Source organism: Labrenzia sp. THAF35 (genome assembly GCF_009363595.1).
Classification (GTDB): domain Bacteria; phylum Pseudomonadota; class Alphaproteobacteria; order Rhizobiales; family Stappiaceae; genus Roseibium; species Roseibium algicola.
This window is the reverse complement of the sequence record NZ_CP045380.1, coordinates 3,753,755-3,769,837: the sequence shown is the minus strand read 5'-3', so window position 1 is coordinate 3,769,837 and position 16,083 is coordinate 3,753,755. Positions and strand designations below refer to the sequence as shown.

Below are 16,083 nucleotides of genomic sequence, written 5' to 3'. Positions count from 1 at the left end.
CTGGAGCGCTGCTGCACGGCAGCAACGCAAAGACGGCTTCACTTCAGCGGATTGTTCCGCTGCGCCGCAGATGGAAAGCTGCCCATTTCATCTGCGGCGTATCTTTATTCTCCCCCCTCTCTCGCACCTGCCGGCATTTGCACTTTGCCGCTCACGAGTTATATGAAGGCGGACAAGACCTTCAAAGACCGGTGCCATGACCACAAACTTGAGCGAAATCCTTGAGACGTTTGATTTTCTCGACGACTGGGAAGATCGCTACAAATACCTCATCGACCTTGGCAAGGAGATGCCTGATCTTGCCGACGCCGAAAAGACCGATGCCAACAAGGTGCGCGGTTGTGTGTCACAGGTCTGGCTGATCACCTCCATCGACAAGACAGGCGACGGCACACCTGTGCTCAGTTTCCGGGGCGACAGCGATGCGCTTATCGTGCAAGGGCTCGTGGCCATCGTCACCTCTTTGTTCAGTGGCAAGACCGCGCAGGACATTCTTGACACCGACGTCGAAGGTATTTTTGCCAAACTGGGTCTGCAGGAGCACCTGACACCGCAGCGCTCCAACGGTCTCAAATCGATGGTCGGGCGCATCCGCAGCGACGCGCAAGGAGCTCTGGCAGCAGCCTGAGAACCCTTCAATTTGATCACTCTGCTCTTTCGGCAAGTGCTTCAGTTGCGCTCACACCGAGCGCCCTCCGCAATCAGCTGAAGATCTCCATCACAAAACAAAAAAAGAGCTGCCCATGGGCAGCTCTTTTGTACTCGACCTGGGCCGAAGGATTTACTTGGAGCGCTTGCGCTGCTGGCCGAGGCCCATCTTCTTGGCCAGTTCCGAACGGGCAGCCGCATAGTTCGGTGCAACCATCGGGTAATCGGCACCCAGGTCCCACTTCTCGCGGTACTCTTCCGGGGTCATGTTGTAGTGCGTGCGCAGGTGGCGCTTCAGCGACTTGAACTTCTTGCCGTCTTCCAGGCAGATGATGTAGTCCGGCATGACCGACTTCTTCACCGGCACGGCAGGCTTCAGCGGCTCCGGCTCCGGCTCGGTGGAAGTGCTGGCAGTTCTCTGCAGCGCGCCGTAAACTTCGTTGATCAGGCCTGGCAGATCTGTTGACGCAACGGTGTTGTTGCTCACATAGGCTGAGACGATGTCTGCCGTAAGATCAATCAGATTCGCATCCACCGGACTGTCAGTCATATTTCACCCGTTCTCTACTGATTTCAAAATTAGCTTTGTGGTTTACCTGCAAAAAATGTCTGCCGAAAGCGGAACTAGAAATTCAGTTACTTGCGGGCCCAGAAATCAAAAACGATTCTACTTTGCAGGCAATCGTCACAGCCTTATATCGCCGCTTTCGTTGAACGACAACCCCGTAATTCAAATAAAAATCGATCAGAAGCAATAAAAATCAAATTGTACAAATATTGGCTATACCTAACGCACCTATTTCGACAATGAACCGATAGTATTGTCAGGAAATCTGTCTTTCAGGACCATTGCCGCACACCATGCCTCAGCTTTTCGGCCGGACAGTTTTTGCAAGGGCATCTTCCTTGGTATCGGCACAGGGACGGTAGCCGGCTGCGTATGCAGCTTTTGCCAACAAATGAGCCGAAATTGGGGCGGTGAGCAGGAAGAATACGACTCCGGCGATTGCCCGTGTGACAACGGCCAGATCGCCAGCATGAACTGCCAGCGCAAGCAACATCACTCCCGACCCCAGAGTACCCGCCTTGGAGGCCGCATGCATTCGCATGTAAACATCTTTCAGACGGATGATACCGATCGATGCGACCAGTGCGAAGGAAGCACCGACGACCAGCATAATACCGGTGATGATTTCAACGGCAGCATTCATTGTCCCGCCTCCCTGCGCTTAATGCTCTCTTCGACTTCGTCCATGATCGTCTTGTCGCCGGCAAGGCCGCGGTTCAGGACGAAGCGTGCGAAAGCGACGGTTGCCAGGAAGCCGACGAGGCCGAGCGTAATCGCAATGTCGATGTAAAGATAAAAGCCGGTGGAAACGCCGATGGCCGCGATAAAGCCGATCCCCACCGCGACCAGCATGTCCAGGGCGACAACACGGTCCGGAAGGCTCGGTCCCTTGACCGTCCGCACGACGATGATGATGAAGGAAATCGTCAACAGAGCCAGCGCGATCTTGACGCTGATTTCCAGGAAACCGGAAGAAAAGGTCTCAAACGGTGTCATCTGAACACCTCCAGGATCTTGCGTTCAAAACCATTCTTGATGTCGTCGATCGTGGCTTGCGGGTCAGGCACGTCGATACAGTGCACATAAAGCGTCTTCCGGTCGTCGGAGACATCAACGGACAATGTGCCCGGCGTCAGGGTGATCAGATTGGCCAGCATCGTGATTTCGAAGTCCCTGTCCACTGTCAGCGGAAACGCGATAATGCCCGGCTGCAACTTGATCTTCGGCTTGAGCACGATGATCGCAACCCGCCAGGCCGACAGCACCAGTTCATAGACGAAGAGCACAGCCAGACCGAAGCCCTTGGAAACCCGCTGGAAATAGGCGGCAGTACCGACCTGTTCCCGGATCAGGTAAAGCGCGCCGAAACTGAGCACGAAACCGAAGGCCAGATTGACTTCAGAGAAGCTGCCCGTGACAGCTCCCCAAGCCAGCATCAGAAGAATGTTGATGAGAAAGAGACTGGTCATCCCTGGCCCCCAAAGACTGAACGCAGGTAGCCGAGCGGTTCAACAATACCGCTTGCCCCTCGCGTTGAAAGCTCCAGCATCCATTCCGGCTGCAGGCCGAAATAGACAACAAGCGCAGTTAGGATGCCGAGTGGCAACCAGACTGCGGCTCCAGAAAGTTGCGCGCCGCCCTCGCCCGTCACGGCAACGGCCTGCCCGTCAGTAGTGCCTTCAGGTCCACCACGCCAGAAGGCGAAGATCCAGACCCGGCCCATCGCCATGGTTGTCAGGAACCCGCTGACAAGAATGGCAGCACCCAGCCAGGTCCGGCCGTCTGCGAAGGCCGCATCCACAAGAATGACCTTGGGCCAGAAACCGGAGAATGGTGGCAGACCCGAAACGGCAAAACCAAGTACCAGGAATACGGCTGCGAACACCGCACTCTTTTGATAGAGCCCACCCAGCTGCCTCAGGTCGTAAGAACCACCCATCATGTTCATGATGCCCGCTGCCATATAAAGTGCCGTCATGACGATGATCGAATGGACCGCGTAGAAAATGGCACCCGAGACTGCCAGCGTCGAACCAACAGCAACACCGGCGAGCATCGACCCGATACCGGCAATGACCACGTAGCCGAGCAGCCGCCGTACTTCACTCTGCGCCAGAGCTCCGATCGCCCCTGTCAGCAGGGTGGCGATGGCAACCAGCGCGATCACATCGGCCATATAGCCGCGGGAGGCCGGCAGGATCAGAACAAAGATGCGGATCAGCGCATAAACGCCGACCTTGGTCAGAAGGCCTGCAAATACCGCCGACACCACCACATTGGGCGTGTGGTAGGACGCAGGCAGCCAGAAATTGACCGGGAACGCGGCCGCTTTCATGGCAAAGGCGAGGAAATAGAGCGCGGCAACCGTTGCCAGTGTGCCGGAAGCCGGGTTTTCCAGGGCGGCAACCTTCATGGCGAGGTCCGCCATGTTGAGCGTGCCGAAAATTCCGTAAAGCAGACCTGTCGCGATCAGGAAAAGGTTCGTGCCGATCAGGTTCAGGACACCGTATTTGACCGCGCCGTCAAGCTGGATCCTGTCGTTGCCGAGGACCAGAAGTCCGTAGGACGAAATCAGCAGTACTTCGAACCAGACATAGAGGTTGAACACATCCCCGGTCAGGAAAGCGCCGCAAACACCCGTCATCAGCAGTAGCAGGAATGGATAAAAACCATATCTGCGTCCAGTGCTGTCAACGGTGGCAGCGCCGAAAACACCCGCACAGAAGGCCACGATTGAGCCGATCAGTGACAGCGTGACACCAAGCGTATCCACTGTGAAGGCAATGCCGAACGGCGGCAGCCAGCTGCCCATCACCATGGTGATGACACCTTGATCGAGCACCCGGATCAGCAGGGCAAGGTTGGCCAGCACCAGCAGTGCCAGGAAACCTATGCCGACTTTCGGCTGCAGATCGGTGTTCTTGCGCAGCATCAGGCACAGCGCACCGCCCAGGATTGTGATCAGCGAAGGCGCGACCACCAGCCAGTCACCCGCCGCAACGGGCGTAGTGACCATGGCCTGGGAAAGATCGACGGAAACGGAAGAACCGGCCATGTAGCTTAGTACCCTTGCGGCGGAGTTTGGTCGTGTTCGGGTTCGGCGATGCGCATTTCGTTGACTTCATCAGTGCCAAGTTCCTGGTAGGCCCGGAAGGCCAGCACCAGCAGGAACGCAAAGAACGAGAAGGAAATGACGATTGCCGTCAGCACCAGCGCCTGCGGCAGCGGATTGGCCGTCGCGGTTTCCGGAGCATAAAGATGTTCCGGAATGAGCGGCGGAACCTCGCGCGTCAGGCGCCCGTTGGTGAAGATGAGCATGTTCACGGCATTGCCCAGAATGGCGATACCCAGAAGAATGCGCACAAGCTGCTTGGACAGCATCAGGTAGACGGCCACGGTGAAGAACAGGCCAATCAGGATGACAACGCCGGTTTCCATCAGTCGGCCTCCCTTTCTTCAAGCGCCAATGCAATGGAGCCGATGGCACCCACCACCACCAGGTAAACGCCAATGTCGAAGAACAACGGCGTCGACAAGGCGATCTCCACGCCGAAAACATGTACCTCCAGCCACTGGCTGGTCATGAAGGCCTGCGCCTTGAATATCGACGGGATGCCTGCCACAGCCGCCAGGAACAGTCCGAAACCGGATACCCCCATCGGGTGGAACACGATGGCGCGGCGAACGGAAGCAACACCGCAGGCGATACCAAAAATCGCCAACGCCGATGCGGCAATCAGGCCGCCGATAAATCCACCACCCGGCTCGTTATGGCCGCGCAGCAGCACAAAGATCGAAAACAGGACCATCAGCGCGGACAGATAGGGCGCAATGGTGCGGAAGATGATCGTACGCATCAGTGAGCCTCCCCAGTCTGGGCCGGTGTGGGCGGTGCGACCGTCTTCGGTTTCTCGATCGGTTTTTCGGGCTTCGTCCGCACCCGGATGAGCGCCAGAACACAAAGCCCGGCCAGAACCACCACGGCGATTTCACCCAGCGTATCAAAGCCGCGGAAGTCGACGATGATCACGTTGACGATATTCCGGCCATGGGCAATGGAGCGGCTGAACTGGGCGAAGAAGTCGGACAAGCGGCTGTCGAAGGGCTGCTGCGTGATTGCAAGCAGCGTCAGCGTCAGGCCGAGACCGACACCGATCGCGACGATCCCCGTGACAATCGCGGCAAGACCATGCCGGTGGTCACTGGGCGACAGGTTCAGTCTGGTCATGACCAGAGCAAGGATGACGACCGACAGCGTCTCCACCATGAACTGGGTGAAGGACAGATCCGGCGCGCCGAACATCATGAAGATCAAGGCAACTGCAAAGCCCTGGATGCCAAGAGACACGATGGCTGTCAGGCGGGTGTTGGCGACAAGTACGGCGATCAACCCGAAGAAGGCGATCAGCAGGATGCCCCATTCATAGAAGCGATAGTCGGGCATCTTCGGCATCGCCGGCAGGCTGTCCGTCAGGAAGCCCGGCAACAACACCGCAGCGCCCGTGAAGATGAAGGTCAGCATCATGTAGGTCTGCATCTTGCCCGACTGCAGCAGGCGTGTGATCCGCCAGGACAATCCGACAATACCGGCCACGAACTGGTCGAACCCCTTGTCCGGTCCCCAACCGATCGTTGTCAGGACGGAGCCGATCAGCCCGCGCAGGCGGTCGATCTGGGTAAACAGAGCAATCCCGAGACCGATGGTGACCAGCGACAACAGCAGCGGCGCGTTGATCGACGTCGGCAACAGATGAAGTTCGATTTGCGTCGTCTTGCCGAGAAGTGAAGACAGGGTCGGCCCGATGAACAGTTCACCAGTGGTGTGCGCAATCAGGGCCAGCCCGAGGCCGGTCACAGACAGGAACACCGGACCGGCGAACAGCAGAACAGGTCCCTCGTGCGCATGTTTCGGCGTTTCCACTTTCGGACCCAGGAAGGGCTTGATTGCAACCGCGGCGGCAATCACCAGCATCAAGGCATTGCCGATGACAGCAGTGATGGTGATGGGCAGACCGAGTTCCAGCCAGCCCCAGGTGCCGTAATAAAGTACTTCCTTGGCAATGAAGCCGATGAAAGGCGGCAGGCCGGCCATGGAAAGCGCCGCAAGACAGGCAGCTGCAAACGTGATCGGCATGGCCGAACGCAAGCCGCCCAGTTTCGTGATGTCACGCGTACCGGCTTCGTGATCGATCGTGCCGGCGACCATGAAGAGCGCGCCCTTGAACAGGGAGTGCGCGAGAAGATAAAGGACAGCGCCTTCGAGCGCCTTTTCCTGGCTGGTCCCGGTCAACATGACAAGGAGCCCGAGCGATGCCACGGTCGTGTAGGCAAGCATCAGCTTCAGGTCGGTCTGGCGCACCGCCAGGACCGTGCCCACCAGCAGTGTTATGCCACCGAACAGCGGCAGGACCGTTGTCCAGAGTTCTGTCCCCCCCAGCAGCGGATGCATGCGCATCAACAGATAGACGCCGGCCTTCACCATGGTTGCCGAATGCAGATAGGCGGAAACAGGTGTCGGCGCTTCCATGGCGTTGGGAAGCCAGAAATGGAACGGAAACTGCGCCGACTTGGTGAACGCGCCGCCCAGAACCAGCAGGAAGATCGGCACGTAGAGCGTGGTATCCTTGATGATGTCCGGCGAGGCCAGCAGCACCGACATCTCGATTTCGCCCGTGGCGGAGATGATCAGGATGAAACCGGCCAGCAGGGCCAGACCGCCGCCGCCCGTGACCACGAGCGCCTGCAGCGCGGCCCGGCGGGACGCGGCGCGCAGGTGATCGAAGCCGATCAGCAGGAAGGACGTGATCGACGTCAGTTCCCAGAAGATAAACAGGGAAATCAGGTTGTTGCCGAGCACGAGGCCGAGCATCGACCCCATGAACATCAACAGGAACGAGAAGAACCGGCCCTGTTGCGGGTGGCCTTTGAGATAGCCGCCGGCATACAGAATGATGAAGGTTCCGATGCCTGAAATCAGCAAGGCGAACAGCGTCGACAATCCGTCGACATAGACGGAAAAGTTCACGCCATAGCTGGGCGCCCAGGCCTTTGCCGCAACGAAGCTTTCCCCTTTTGACACGGGTTCGACGAACCCTGTGAAATGCAGGAAGATCAAGGCCGGCACGATTGCAAGCAGCCAGGCCGCATTGTGCTTGAACCAGCGGGTCAGAAAAGGCGCAACCACAGCCGCAGCAAAGGGCGCGAGGACGGCATAGAGAGTGGTGTCGTCGATCAAGGCTGGCGTCATGCTGATCTTTCGTCACGGTTTTTAAAGAAACGACGGAAACGGGCCTGCTCGAATCAGCCCCGATCCGCCGGATAATAACGGTCCCGATGGGTTATGACATGTCTTAGGCAGTTGAATTTACGTGTTCAAGCGTATGTCTGTCGATTTTCGGTAAATTCACCCGCGTCACATGAGCGCTTTTGTCAGGGGCAGGACTGACAAGTGGGGATCTCACAGATTTATTCTGTGCTGAAAACGTATCACGGCCGAAACTTGAGGTATCCGCGCCCGCAATACACCCGACAACATTCACACTCGGGTCAAACCACCTCCGTCTGCACCCAAGAAAGTCAGCTTGCCACTTGATTTCAAAGCGTGAATACCGTTCAGTTTCAATTCGGGAATGCGTTGCCACGGAATTCGAGCGAGGCACAGAAGATGGTGTTGGGTAGCAATAGGGATACGCCTTCGGGAACGGATCTGCTCCGTCCGTCCAACATCGACTTTGAAACGCTCGTCAAACTTGGCAATGAAGCCATTGTTCTGATCGGACTGGACGGCACGCCTGCTTTCATCTCTCCCGCAACCGAGCGCATGTTCGGATGGAGTGCGGACAAACTGGTCGATCACCTGAGCGACCTGGTCTATCTGGCCAGCCCGAACACCGATGCAGATCTTCTGCACCGGATCCTTTCCGGCAGCGGTGATGCCGACGCCCCCCTTCCCCATGCCGATCTTCAGCTCCGTTCCGCCTTCGGCCCGATGGTCTGGGCGGAGGTGACCACGCATCTTCTGGAAGATGCCGCCGGCAAGCCTTACGCATTCGCGGTCTATTTCCGCAGCATTTCCAAACGCAAGGAGCTGGAAAGCCTGCTGGATGCGGCAACCCAGACGGATCCGCTCACCGGACTTCTCAACCGCCGTGCCTTCGAGGATGGCCTGAAACGGGAATGGGCAATCGCCTTGCGTGAAAAGACCCACACCAGTCTGATCAAGGTGTCTCTCGACCGTTTCGAAGCTCTGGTCGAGCGGTTCGGACCGAGCGCTGCCGAGGATTGCCTGACCAGGGTAGCCGATACCCTGAAGGAGACCGCGCGCCGTCCGGCAGATATCGCCGCACGAACGGCAACGGCGGAATTTTCTCTCCTCCTGCCAAGAACTCACGAAATGGGCGCCGAGACTATCAGTGCGTATCTGCACGTGGCCATTCAGGACCTTGGCATTCCCAACCCGGAAAATACCGCCGGCAATGGCGTCATGACGGCCTCCGTCGGTGCGGCTTGCGCGGTCGTGGAACAGACGGGGGTCTCGGAAAGCTCGGAATTTCTCCTCGCCGCTGCCGAAAACTGCGTTTTTCAGGCGAGACAGGAAGGCGGTAACCGGGTGAAGACGTCCTTAAGCCACCTGGCTCGCTAGCCCCGGACCTTTCACGGCGACAATCAAGAGCACCTTCCAATCCATGAACGGATGAAACCCGGCCTGGCTCCGCAGGTGACGATTGACGAAACCGTTATCTGCTCCGGCTTGCAGCAACCTGTGCACGCCCCTATTTCTGGGAAAAACATCAAATAAGGAATGCCGAATGAGCGACGAAACCACCCGCCACGAAAAAGCATCTCCCCCCATCAGGAAGACCACCGCCGAATGGATGGAGCAGCTTACACCCGAGCAGTTCTATGTGACCCGCCAATCCGGCACCGAGCGCCCTTTCACCGGTCCCTACTGGGACAACAAGCTCATCGGCCGTTACGATTGCGTGTGCTGTGAAACGCCGCTGTTCATGTCGGATACAAAATTCGATTCCGGCTGCGGCTGGCCCAGCTTTTTCGAGGCGGTCGACCCGAATGCGATCCGGGAACTTGAAGACCAGTCCCATGGCATGGTCCGAACCGAAATCCGTTGCAGCAGTTGCGACGCGCATTTGGGTCACGTCTTCCCGGACGGGCCACCGCCGACAGGCTTGCGCTATTGCCTCAATGGCCATGCAATGAATTTCGTTCACGGCGGCCGGCCACCCGCCAAGTCAGAATAGACCGTTCATCTGCCCGCCTCGGCTACAGCTTCGGGGCGGGCAGATCTAATGCATGCATTAAAAAGCCCGTTTCAAGAACAGTTTCCAGTTTTAGATTTCAGTTACACACCCCTGATAATAATAGCATCACAAACTTCAAGAACATCGGGGTGGGACTTGTCTGTACTACGGAGTTTTGCTTGCACCTGCGTGCGCGCACTGGTTTTCGGCCTCGGTTTGGGACTTGCCAGCCAACCGGTCCTGTCTTCACCAGCCGCCGCAGAAGAGCTGGTCGCATTCACCGGATATCTGCCCCCTCTCTCCATCAATGAGCAGGAGAAGGGCATTGCAGTCGAGCTCATGGAGCTTGTTGCAGAAGAGGCCGGCCTGGATATCAAGATCCGCTTCGCCCCCTGGAGGCGCGCGCAGCTGCTGGCTGAAAACACGCCCGGTTCACTTCTCTTCACTGCTGCCTATTCCAGGAACCGCAGTGAGAAATTCCAGTACATCGCCCCCCTGCTTTATACGGAAAGCGCATTCGTAACGCTCGACCAGCCGTTGGATACCTTTGAAAAGGCTATTGAGAGCGGCAAGGTCATCGGGGTGCATCTCGGCAGCCAGCGCAGCCAGATCCTCCAGCGGTTCGGTGTTCGCAACGTTGAGGAAATACCATCAGCCGAACAGATGAGCGTCATGCTCAAGACCGGCAGGATCGATGCCTGGTACACCATGTCTGTTCGGGCGAGCTACATGTTCCGCCAGCAGGGATACGACCCGGGAAGTCTCGTCATCGGCGCTCCGGTTACCCACGGCATCCAGTGGCTGGCGGCCAACAAGGATCTCGACCCGCAGATCAGAGGCCAACTGTCGGCTGCCGTCTCCAGGGTGTGGCGCGATCCGAGATACTGGCAGATCGTCGACCGCTATACCCACTGACGGTTCATCTCCCCATCAAGGGCAGGAAAAACGCCTCAAATCCTTATTCCGCTGCCACGGCCTCCCGATGGCCGGACTTGGCGGACAGGATCCTGGCAATATTGACCTCGATCCAGTCAGCGAATTCTCGCACTTTCTCTGCAGCCTCCCGGCCGATCGGGGACAGGCTGTAATCGACATGCGGTGGCACCACCGGGTGGGAATACCGGTTGACGAACCCGTCGGCCTCCAATGTCTGCAGCGTTTGCGCCAGCATCTTTTCACTGACGCCGCCAACGGTGCGGCGAAGTTCTGAAAACCGCTGATCTTTATCCAGAAGCGCAATCAGCACCAACACGCCCCAACGGCTCGTCAGATGCCGCAGGATTTCGCGTGATGGACAGTTCTGGTTGAGCAGTTCCCCCTGCTGCATCAAGTCGGACAAGGGCGCGCCGCTGTTCAGCACGCACTTGGGGGGTATTTCTGCCGTATCACTCATCCTGTTTTCCAATTTTTTGTCCGAGATCCGATAAATCTCAAAACTAACCTTTTTGTACGTACTAACAAAAAGTAAGTGATCCGTCTACATGGGCAGCATCCGATGCATTTTCGAACGATCAACCTTCAAGGAGAAACACAATGATCGCAGTCACGGGTGCCAATGGTCAGCTGGGCCGTCTTGTCCTCAAACATCTTGCCGGCCTCACCGCCGAGCCAGTTCGCGCGCTTGTCCGCTCACTGGAAAAAGCCGGCGATCTTGCCACGGACCAGGTTTCGGTGGTGAAGGCTGATTACGATGATAGCGCCACCCTGCCGGCTGCGTTGGAAGGTGTTGAGCGTCTTCTGCTGATCTCCGGATCGGAGGTCGGCAAGCGGGCGCCGCAGCACAAGGCCGTCATCGATGCAGCCAAGGCAGCCGGCGTCCGTTTCATCGTCTACACCAGCCTTCTCAACGTTCCGCAGTCCAGCCTCCAGCTGGGTGTGGAACATGCCGAAACGGAACGGATGCTGCGCGAAAGCGGCATTGCCCATGCCGTGCTGCGCAACGGCTGGTACATCGAGAATTTCGGCGGCACTGTAGCGGCCGCCCTTGCCCATGGTGCCGTTGCGGGCGCAAGCGGTAACGGCAAGTTTTCCGCCGCTGGACGCGAAGATTACGCAGAAGCCGCAGCCCGCACCGTTGCCGGCAGCGACCTGAGCACGCGAGCACTGGAACTTGGCGGATCACCTGCGTTCAGTCTTGCCGACCTGGCAGCAGAGCTCTCCAGCCAGTCCGGCCGTGAGATACCGTTCAACAACCTGCCAGAAGCAACCTATGCCGGCATCCTGGTTCAGGCAGGTCTGCCGGAAGGCTTTGCAAATGTCCTCGCTGATTCCGACAGAGGCGCGTCTCAAGGCGAGCTCTTCACGACTTCCACGGCCCTGGAGAACCTGATAGGTCATCCGACCCGCTCGTTGAGTGATTTCATCTCCGAAAGTCTGAAAGCGAACGCCTGACGTCCGCTAAACGTCTGCTCCTGCACGAAGGCGGCCTCTCCGCCTTCGTGCAATCATTTGAATTTGTGGTCGGTTGGTTCAAGGATATTTGTTGGTTCCCCATCGGCGAACCTGTTAGGCAGATGGTTCTGCACTTTCCCGGTACCCGATCATGTCCCTTGCCAACGCATCCGATCCATACGTCCAGGACGGGCCTTACGCCTGGTTCCGGTTGGCGATTTCGATTTTGCTGAGCACCCTTGGTGGTGCCGGCATGTGGGCGGTTGTCATCGTTCTGCCCGCCGTCCAGACGGATTTCGGGATCGATCGTGCCGGAGCGTCCCTGCCCTACACCGCGACGATGTTCGGGTTTGCTGCGGGCAACTACCTGCTTGGCCGCGTCGTCGACCGCTACGGTATTGTCATACCCGTCATAGGCTCTGCTCTATCACTCGGTGCCGGCTTCGTTCTGGCCGCCTTTGCGCCGGATGTCTGGAGCTTCTCTCTGGCGCAGGGTCTGCTGATCGGTCTGGGCACCGCGGCCACATTCGGCCCGCTGATCGCCGATATCTCCCACTGGTTCCTGAAACGGCGCGGTTTTGCGGTCGCCTGCGCCGCCTGCGGAAACTATCTTGCCGGTGTGCTCTGGCCATCGCTGATCCAGTGGAGCCTTGCGACGTCCGACTGGCGCCAGACCTATATCCTCATCGGCGTCATCTGCCTTGTCGCCATGGTGCCGCTGGCCCTTTTGCTGCGCCGGCCGCCTCCGGACACATCCCTGAGCACCGGTGCGGCCACGGCCCGTTTCGGTCGCCAGGACACCGGCCTGCCGCCTGCCGTCCTGCAGGCTCTTCTCGTGGTCGCGGGTCTAGCATGCTGCGTCGCCATGTCGATGCCACAGGTTCACATCGTCGCCTATTGCGTCGATCTGGGTTATGGCGTTGCCCCCGGAGCGGACATGATCGCACTGATGACCGGTGCCGGTGTCATCAGCCGGTTGGCATCCGGATATATTGCCGACAAGATCGGCGGTGTCATGACCCTGCTGATCGGTTCCGTGCTGCAATGTGCGGCGCTGTTCCTGTTCATTCCCTTCAACGGCCTGGCTTCGCTCTACCTCGTGTCCCTCATCTTCGGTCTGTCGCAGGGCGGCATCGTGCCCAGCTATGCCGTGATCGTGCGAGAATACCTGCCGGCCCGCGAAGCTGGACAGCGTGTCGGCCTGGTGATCATGGCGACAATTCTCGGCATGGCCCTCGGGGGCTGGCTGTCCGGCTGGATCTATGACCTCACAGGCTCCTACCAGGCCGCGTTCCTGAACGGTATCGCCTGGAACTTCCTTAACATGGCAGTGATGATCTTCATCTTCATGCGCGGCAAGATGAGGCCGACGGGCGCAGCCGCTTGAGGCCGAGGTTCCGATGAACGGCCAGCGGACGCCAGTTACTTCAGGACGCTGAAGTTGCTGGTGATCAACCAGATCTGCGACAGCAGGACAACGCTGACGAGACCGATGTGATAAGCGGACTTGCGGATCCTCGTCGCGGCCAGCACCAGCACGATCATCACGATCTGACGCACCAGATACGCGGTTCCAAGATCGTTGAAATAATCGATCCCCTTCAGCCGTGAGTCCACGATGTCGAGCACGAACATCAGGGCAAGCAAGCCGTAGATCCAGGTCTGCCTGGCGTGAAAATAATCCTTGTAGCTGGCGTATTCGCCCATCTTGTCCGGATAAAGCACGGCGGTAATAAAAAAATAGAGTGCGGCAAAGGCGATGACGAACAGATAGCTTTCGAACGTCCAGACCTGAATGCGGCCAAGTGCGAATTCGAACCACCAGAAGTGAACGACGGACAAAAGCATGAACAACGACCACCCAAGGTGCACGCTGTAGATCTCTTCGCGTTGGGGATGCTGAACATACCGCGCAAGGCCATTGAGCAGCCGCGCAACACCCAACCCGATCACCATGCCGATAATGATCCGGATGTGGGTGAATTCCGCAAGATTGGTGGGAAGTTTGTCCATGTGGGTCCGTTTTGGTCTCGATAAAGCAACACTATACGAATGCTGCCTGATGGAAACCGTCGAGATCTGCCACAACGAACCTTGAGCCTCGCTCTGACCAGCGGCCGTTCAACCAGGACCGGCTGAACGGCCGAAAGCGGTCCGTGCGAGGGTCTAGTGTGCCTGACCCGTGCGGGAGCGCAGGAGGAGCACGAAGAAAATGCCGCCAATCAACCCGGTGACAATGCCGATAGGCATATCCTCGGGGGACAGGAGCGTTCGTGCGATGATGTCCGCCCAGATCAGAAAGATTGCGCCAAGCATCATCGATGCCGGCAGAACCCGGCTATAATTGCCCCCTACTAGGAAGCGGGCAATATGCGGCACCATCAGCCCGACAAAGCCGATGATGCCTGAAAAGGCTACCATCACACCGGTGATCAGAGCACCCAGCACAAATACCGTGAGACGGAAACGGGCAACCGGAATGCCGAGCGTCGACGCGGTTTCATCGCCGATGGTCATCGCATTGAGATCGGCAGACCGCAGCAGAAAATACGGCGCCACCAGCAGCAGAATGCCAAGCGGAAACGGCAGCTGAGCCCATTGGGCAAGACCGAGACCGCCCAACATCCAGAAGACAACCGTATGCGTTGCCCTCGGATCTCCCAGAAAAATCAGGATATTGGCGATCGCCATGATGATGAAGGACACGGCCACACCGGCCAGCACCAGCCGGTCGGCACTGGTTGCAGATGCAAACCGCGTCACCCCGAGCACCAGAAAAGTTGCCGCCAATGCTCCGGCGAATGCCATCAGCGGAACGGTCATCAGCCCCAGGAAAAGACCAGTATGCAACAGCGCAAGAATGGCGCCAGCCGCTGCACCGGACGAAATGCCGAGCAGATGCGGATCGGCCAGGGGATTGCGCGTGACAGATTGCAGGGCGGCCCCGACAACGGCCAGACCGGCACCGACAAACCCGGCCAGCAGCGCCCGCGGAAACCGGATTTCCCAGACGATAGCCTCCCGGCCCTTGGACCAGTCCACGTCGAAATAGCCGGGCACCACGCCGTTGACGAGGACCTTGAAGACAGTGCTGCCCGGGATCGGCACCGCACCTGCACCGATGGCGGCTACAATGGAAATAGCCAACACCAGCACGCCGGCCAGAAGCAATACCCCATTCCCCCGCAACCGGCGCAGGCCAGCGCTTTTGGCCGTGAGCAGGCTCATGCCGGTCTATCGTTTCTGCCTGCAACGGCAGTTCGAAGCATCTTCTGCAAGGCTCACTCTCCCCAGAACGCTTCGGTGAGCTTTCCGATGGCCTTGAGGTTCCGCGGCCCCGGGGTTGCCTCGACATAGTCCAGCACGACAAAACGGTCGTTCTTGACGGCTGCAATATTGGCCAGGGCGGGATTGTGTTTCATGAAGTCGCGTTTCTGGTCAGCCGTCACTTCGCCGTAGTTGACGATCACGACCATGTCCGGGTCTTTTTCCACCACGGTTTCCCAGTCGACGGTCGCCCAGCTCTTTTCAAAATCGTCCATCACGTTGACGCCGCCGGCTGCCTCGATAAGCGCTGTCGGCATGGCATATCGTCCGGCGGTGAAGGGCTTGTCCTCGCCGCTGTCGTAAACAAAGACCCGCAGCGGCTCTTCACCAGCAGGCACCGTTGCCGCGATCCGGTCCAGCTCCAGCTTGTAGGCCGCAACAAGATCGTGCGCGGTGTCTTCAACACCGAAGATCTTTCCGAGGTTGAGGAGGTCGTTATAGAGATCCTGCAGAGACGCCTTCGGCTTGTCGCCGATATGAATGCAGGATTCGGTCAGCTCGTAGACCTTGATGCCGAACGGCTCCAGCGTTTCAGGCGTCACTTCACCACCCACCTTCATGCCGTAGTTCCAGCCGGCGAAGAAGAAATCGGCGTCGGCCCCGATCAGCACTTCCTTGCTCGGATATTTCGACGCGAGTTCGGGAAGTTCGGCAACGCCCTCACGCATTTCCGCGTCCAGCGTCTTCCAGCCTGAAATGCCGGTATATCCAACCATGCGGTCGCGCAGGCCAAGTACCAGCATCATCTCGGTCAGGTTGACGTCATTCGAAACGGCTGCTTTGGGCGGCGTGTCGAAGGTCACCGTGCGGTTGCAGCTTTCCACCGTCGTTTGCGCAATTGCCGGTACAGACAGAAAGGTGAGCGCGAGGCCCAGGGCAATTTTTTTCATA

18 protein-coding genes are annotated in these 16,083 nt (G+C 58.3%); 6 read left to right on the top strand and 12 right to left on the bottom strand.

Annotated elements, in window-relative coordinates; translation table 11 throughout:
* The first annotated feature begins 196 nt into the window (after positions 1–196).
* The gene (locus tag FIU93_RS17265; protein ID WP_152506277.1) at positions 197–628 is read left to right on the top strand and encodes a SufE family protein; all 432 of its coding nucleotides are present in this window, start codon (positions 197–199) and stop codon (positions 626–628) included.
* Positions 629–781: 153 nt separating this feature from the next.
* Here FIU93_RS17265 and FIU93_RS17260 read toward each other — a convergent pair whose 3' ends face one another.
* The 8 genes from FIU93_RS17260 to FIU93_RS17225 form a co-directional block, all read right to left on the bottom strand.
* On the bottom strand, positions 782–1,198 hold the full coding sequence (locus FIU93_RS17260; protein WP_006939826.1) for a MucR family transcriptional regulator: 417 nt from the start codon (positions 1,196–1,198) through the stop codon (positions 782–784).
* A 316-nt stretch (positions 1,199–1,514) separates the two neighbouring features.
* On the bottom strand, positions 1,515–1,859 hold the full coding sequence (gene mnhG / locus FIU93_RS17255) for a monovalent cation/H(+) antiporter subunit G (protein ID WP_023001011.1): 345 nt from the start codon (positions 1,857–1,859) through the stop codon (positions 1,515–1,517).
* On the bottom strand, positions 1,856–2,212 hold the full coding sequence (locus tag FIU93_RS17250) for a cation:proton antiporter (protein WP_023001010.1): 357 nt from the start codon (positions 2,210–2,212) through the stop codon (positions 1,856–1,858). The genes mnhG and FIU93_RS17250 overlap by 4 nt, the downstream gene beginning before the upstream one ends.
* Positions 2,209–2,685: a Na+/H+ antiporter subunit E gene (locus FIU93_RS17245; protein ID WP_023001009.1), complete on the bottom strand. Its 477-nt coding sequence runs from the start codon at positions 2,683–2,685 to the stop codon at positions 2,209–2,211. The genes FIU93_RS17250 and FIU93_RS17245 overlap by 4 nt, the downstream gene beginning before the upstream one ends.
* Positions 2,682–4,271, bottom strand: coding sequence for a Na+/H+ antiporter subunit D (locus FIU93_RS17240; RefSeq protein ID WP_055654914.1), 1,590 nt, complete (start codon positions 4,269–4,271; stop codon positions 2,682–2,684). The genes FIU93_RS17245 and FIU93_RS17240 overlap by 4 nt, the downstream gene beginning before the upstream one ends.
* Before the next feature lie 5 nt (positions 4,272–4,276).
* Positions 4,277–4,654: a Na+/H+ antiporter subunit C gene (locus tag FIU93_RS17235; RefSeq protein WP_023001007.1), complete on the bottom strand. Its 378-nt coding sequence runs from the start codon at positions 4,652–4,654 to the stop codon at positions 4,277–4,279.
* On the bottom strand, positions 4,654–5,073 hold the full coding sequence (locus FIU93_RS17230) for a Na(+)/H(+) antiporter subunit B (RefSeq protein ID WP_023001006.1): 420 nt from the start codon (positions 5,071–5,073) through the stop codon (positions 4,654–4,656). Before FIU93_RS17230 ends, FIU93_RS17235 begins: the two co-directional genes overlap by 1 nt.
* Positions 5,073–7,463 carry a putative monovalent cation/H+ antiporter subunit A gene (locus FIU93_RS17225; protein WP_152506276.1) on the bottom strand — a complete coding sequence of 797 codons (2,391 nt, stop codon included), beginning with the start codon at positions 7,461–7,463 and terminating at the stop codon, positions 5,073–5,075. Before FIU93_RS17225 ends, FIU93_RS17230 begins: the two co-directional genes overlap by 1 nt.
* 417 nt (positions 7,464–7,880) lie before the next feature.
* On the opposite strand from FIU93_RS17225, the gene FIU93_RS17220 reads away from it, so the two are divergent.
* The 3 genes from FIU93_RS17220 to FIU93_RS17210 all read left to right on the top strand — a co-directional run bounded on the left by FIU93_RS17220 (position 7,881) and on the right by FIU93_RS17210 (position 10,389).
* A complete protein-coding gene (locus tag FIU93_RS17220) occupies positions 7,881–8,858 on the top strand; it encodes a diguanylate cyclase (protein ID WP_075282418.1) in 978 nt (325 codons plus the stop codon).
* Between the two features lie 166 nt (positions 8,859–9,024).
* Positions 9,025–9,474: a peptide-methionine (R)-S-oxide reductase MsrB gene (msrB, locus tag FIU93_RS17215; protein WP_152506275.1), complete on the top strand. Its 450-nt coding sequence runs from the start codon at positions 9,025–9,027 to the stop codon at positions 9,472–9,474.
* Between the two features lie 156 nt (positions 9,475–9,630).
* Positions 9,631–10,389, top strand: coding sequence for a transporter substrate-binding domain-containing protein (locus tag FIU93_RS17210; RefSeq protein WP_209010152.1), 759 nt, complete (start codon positions 9,631–9,633; stop codon positions 10,387–10,389).
* Positions 10,390–10,432: 43 nt separating this feature from the next.
* On the opposite strand, the gene FIU93_RS17205 is transcribed toward FIU93_RS17210, so the two are convergent.
* Positions 10,433–10,867: a helix-turn-helix domain-containing protein gene (locus FIU93_RS17205; protein WP_152506274.1), complete on the bottom strand. Its 435-nt coding sequence runs from the start codon at positions 10,865–10,867 to the stop codon at positions 10,433–10,435.
* Positions 10,868–11,007: 140 nt separating this feature from the next.
* Here FIU93_RS17205 and FIU93_RS17200 point away from each other — a divergent pair, with 140 nt between their 5' ends.
* Together FIU93_RS17200 and FIU93_RS17195 are read left to right on the top strand one after the other, a co-directional pair.
* Positions 11,008–11,865, top strand: a complete 858-nt coding sequence (locus FIU93_RS17200; RefSeq protein WP_152506273.1) for an SDR family oxidoreductase — start codon at positions 11,008–11,010, stop codon at positions 11,863–11,865.
* A gap of 151 nt (positions 11,866–12,016) precedes the next feature.
* Positions 12,017–13,252, top strand: a complete 1,236-nt coding sequence (locus FIU93_RS17195; protein WP_023000999.1) for an MFS transporter — start codon at positions 12,017–12,019, stop codon at positions 13,250–13,252.
* Between the two features lie 35 nt (positions 13,253–13,287).
* On the opposite strand, the gene FIU93_RS17190 is transcribed toward FIU93_RS17195, so the two are convergent.
* From FIU93_RS17190 to FIU93_RS17180, 3 genes are all read right to left on the bottom strand, one after another.
* Positions 13,288–13,878 (bottom strand): hypothetical protein, encoded by a 591-nt coding sequence (locus FIU93_RS17190; protein WP_023000998.1) that lies wholly within the window; start codon positions 13,876–13,878, stop codon positions 13,288–13,290.
* A gap of 153 nt (positions 13,879–14,031) precedes the next feature.
* Entirely contained in the window at positions 14,032–15,093 is a 1,062-nt protein-coding gene (locus FIU93_RS17185; RefSeq protein WP_062488452.1) for an iron ABC transporter permease, read from the bottom strand.
* Positions 15,094–15,146: 53 nt separating this feature from the next.
* Positions 15,147–16,082, bottom strand: coding sequence for an ABC transporter substrate-binding protein (locus FIU93_RS17180; RefSeq protein ID WP_055654923.1), 936 nt, complete (start codon positions 16,080–16,082; stop codon positions 15,147–15,149).
* Between the last annotated feature and the right edge of the window lies 1 nt (position 16,083).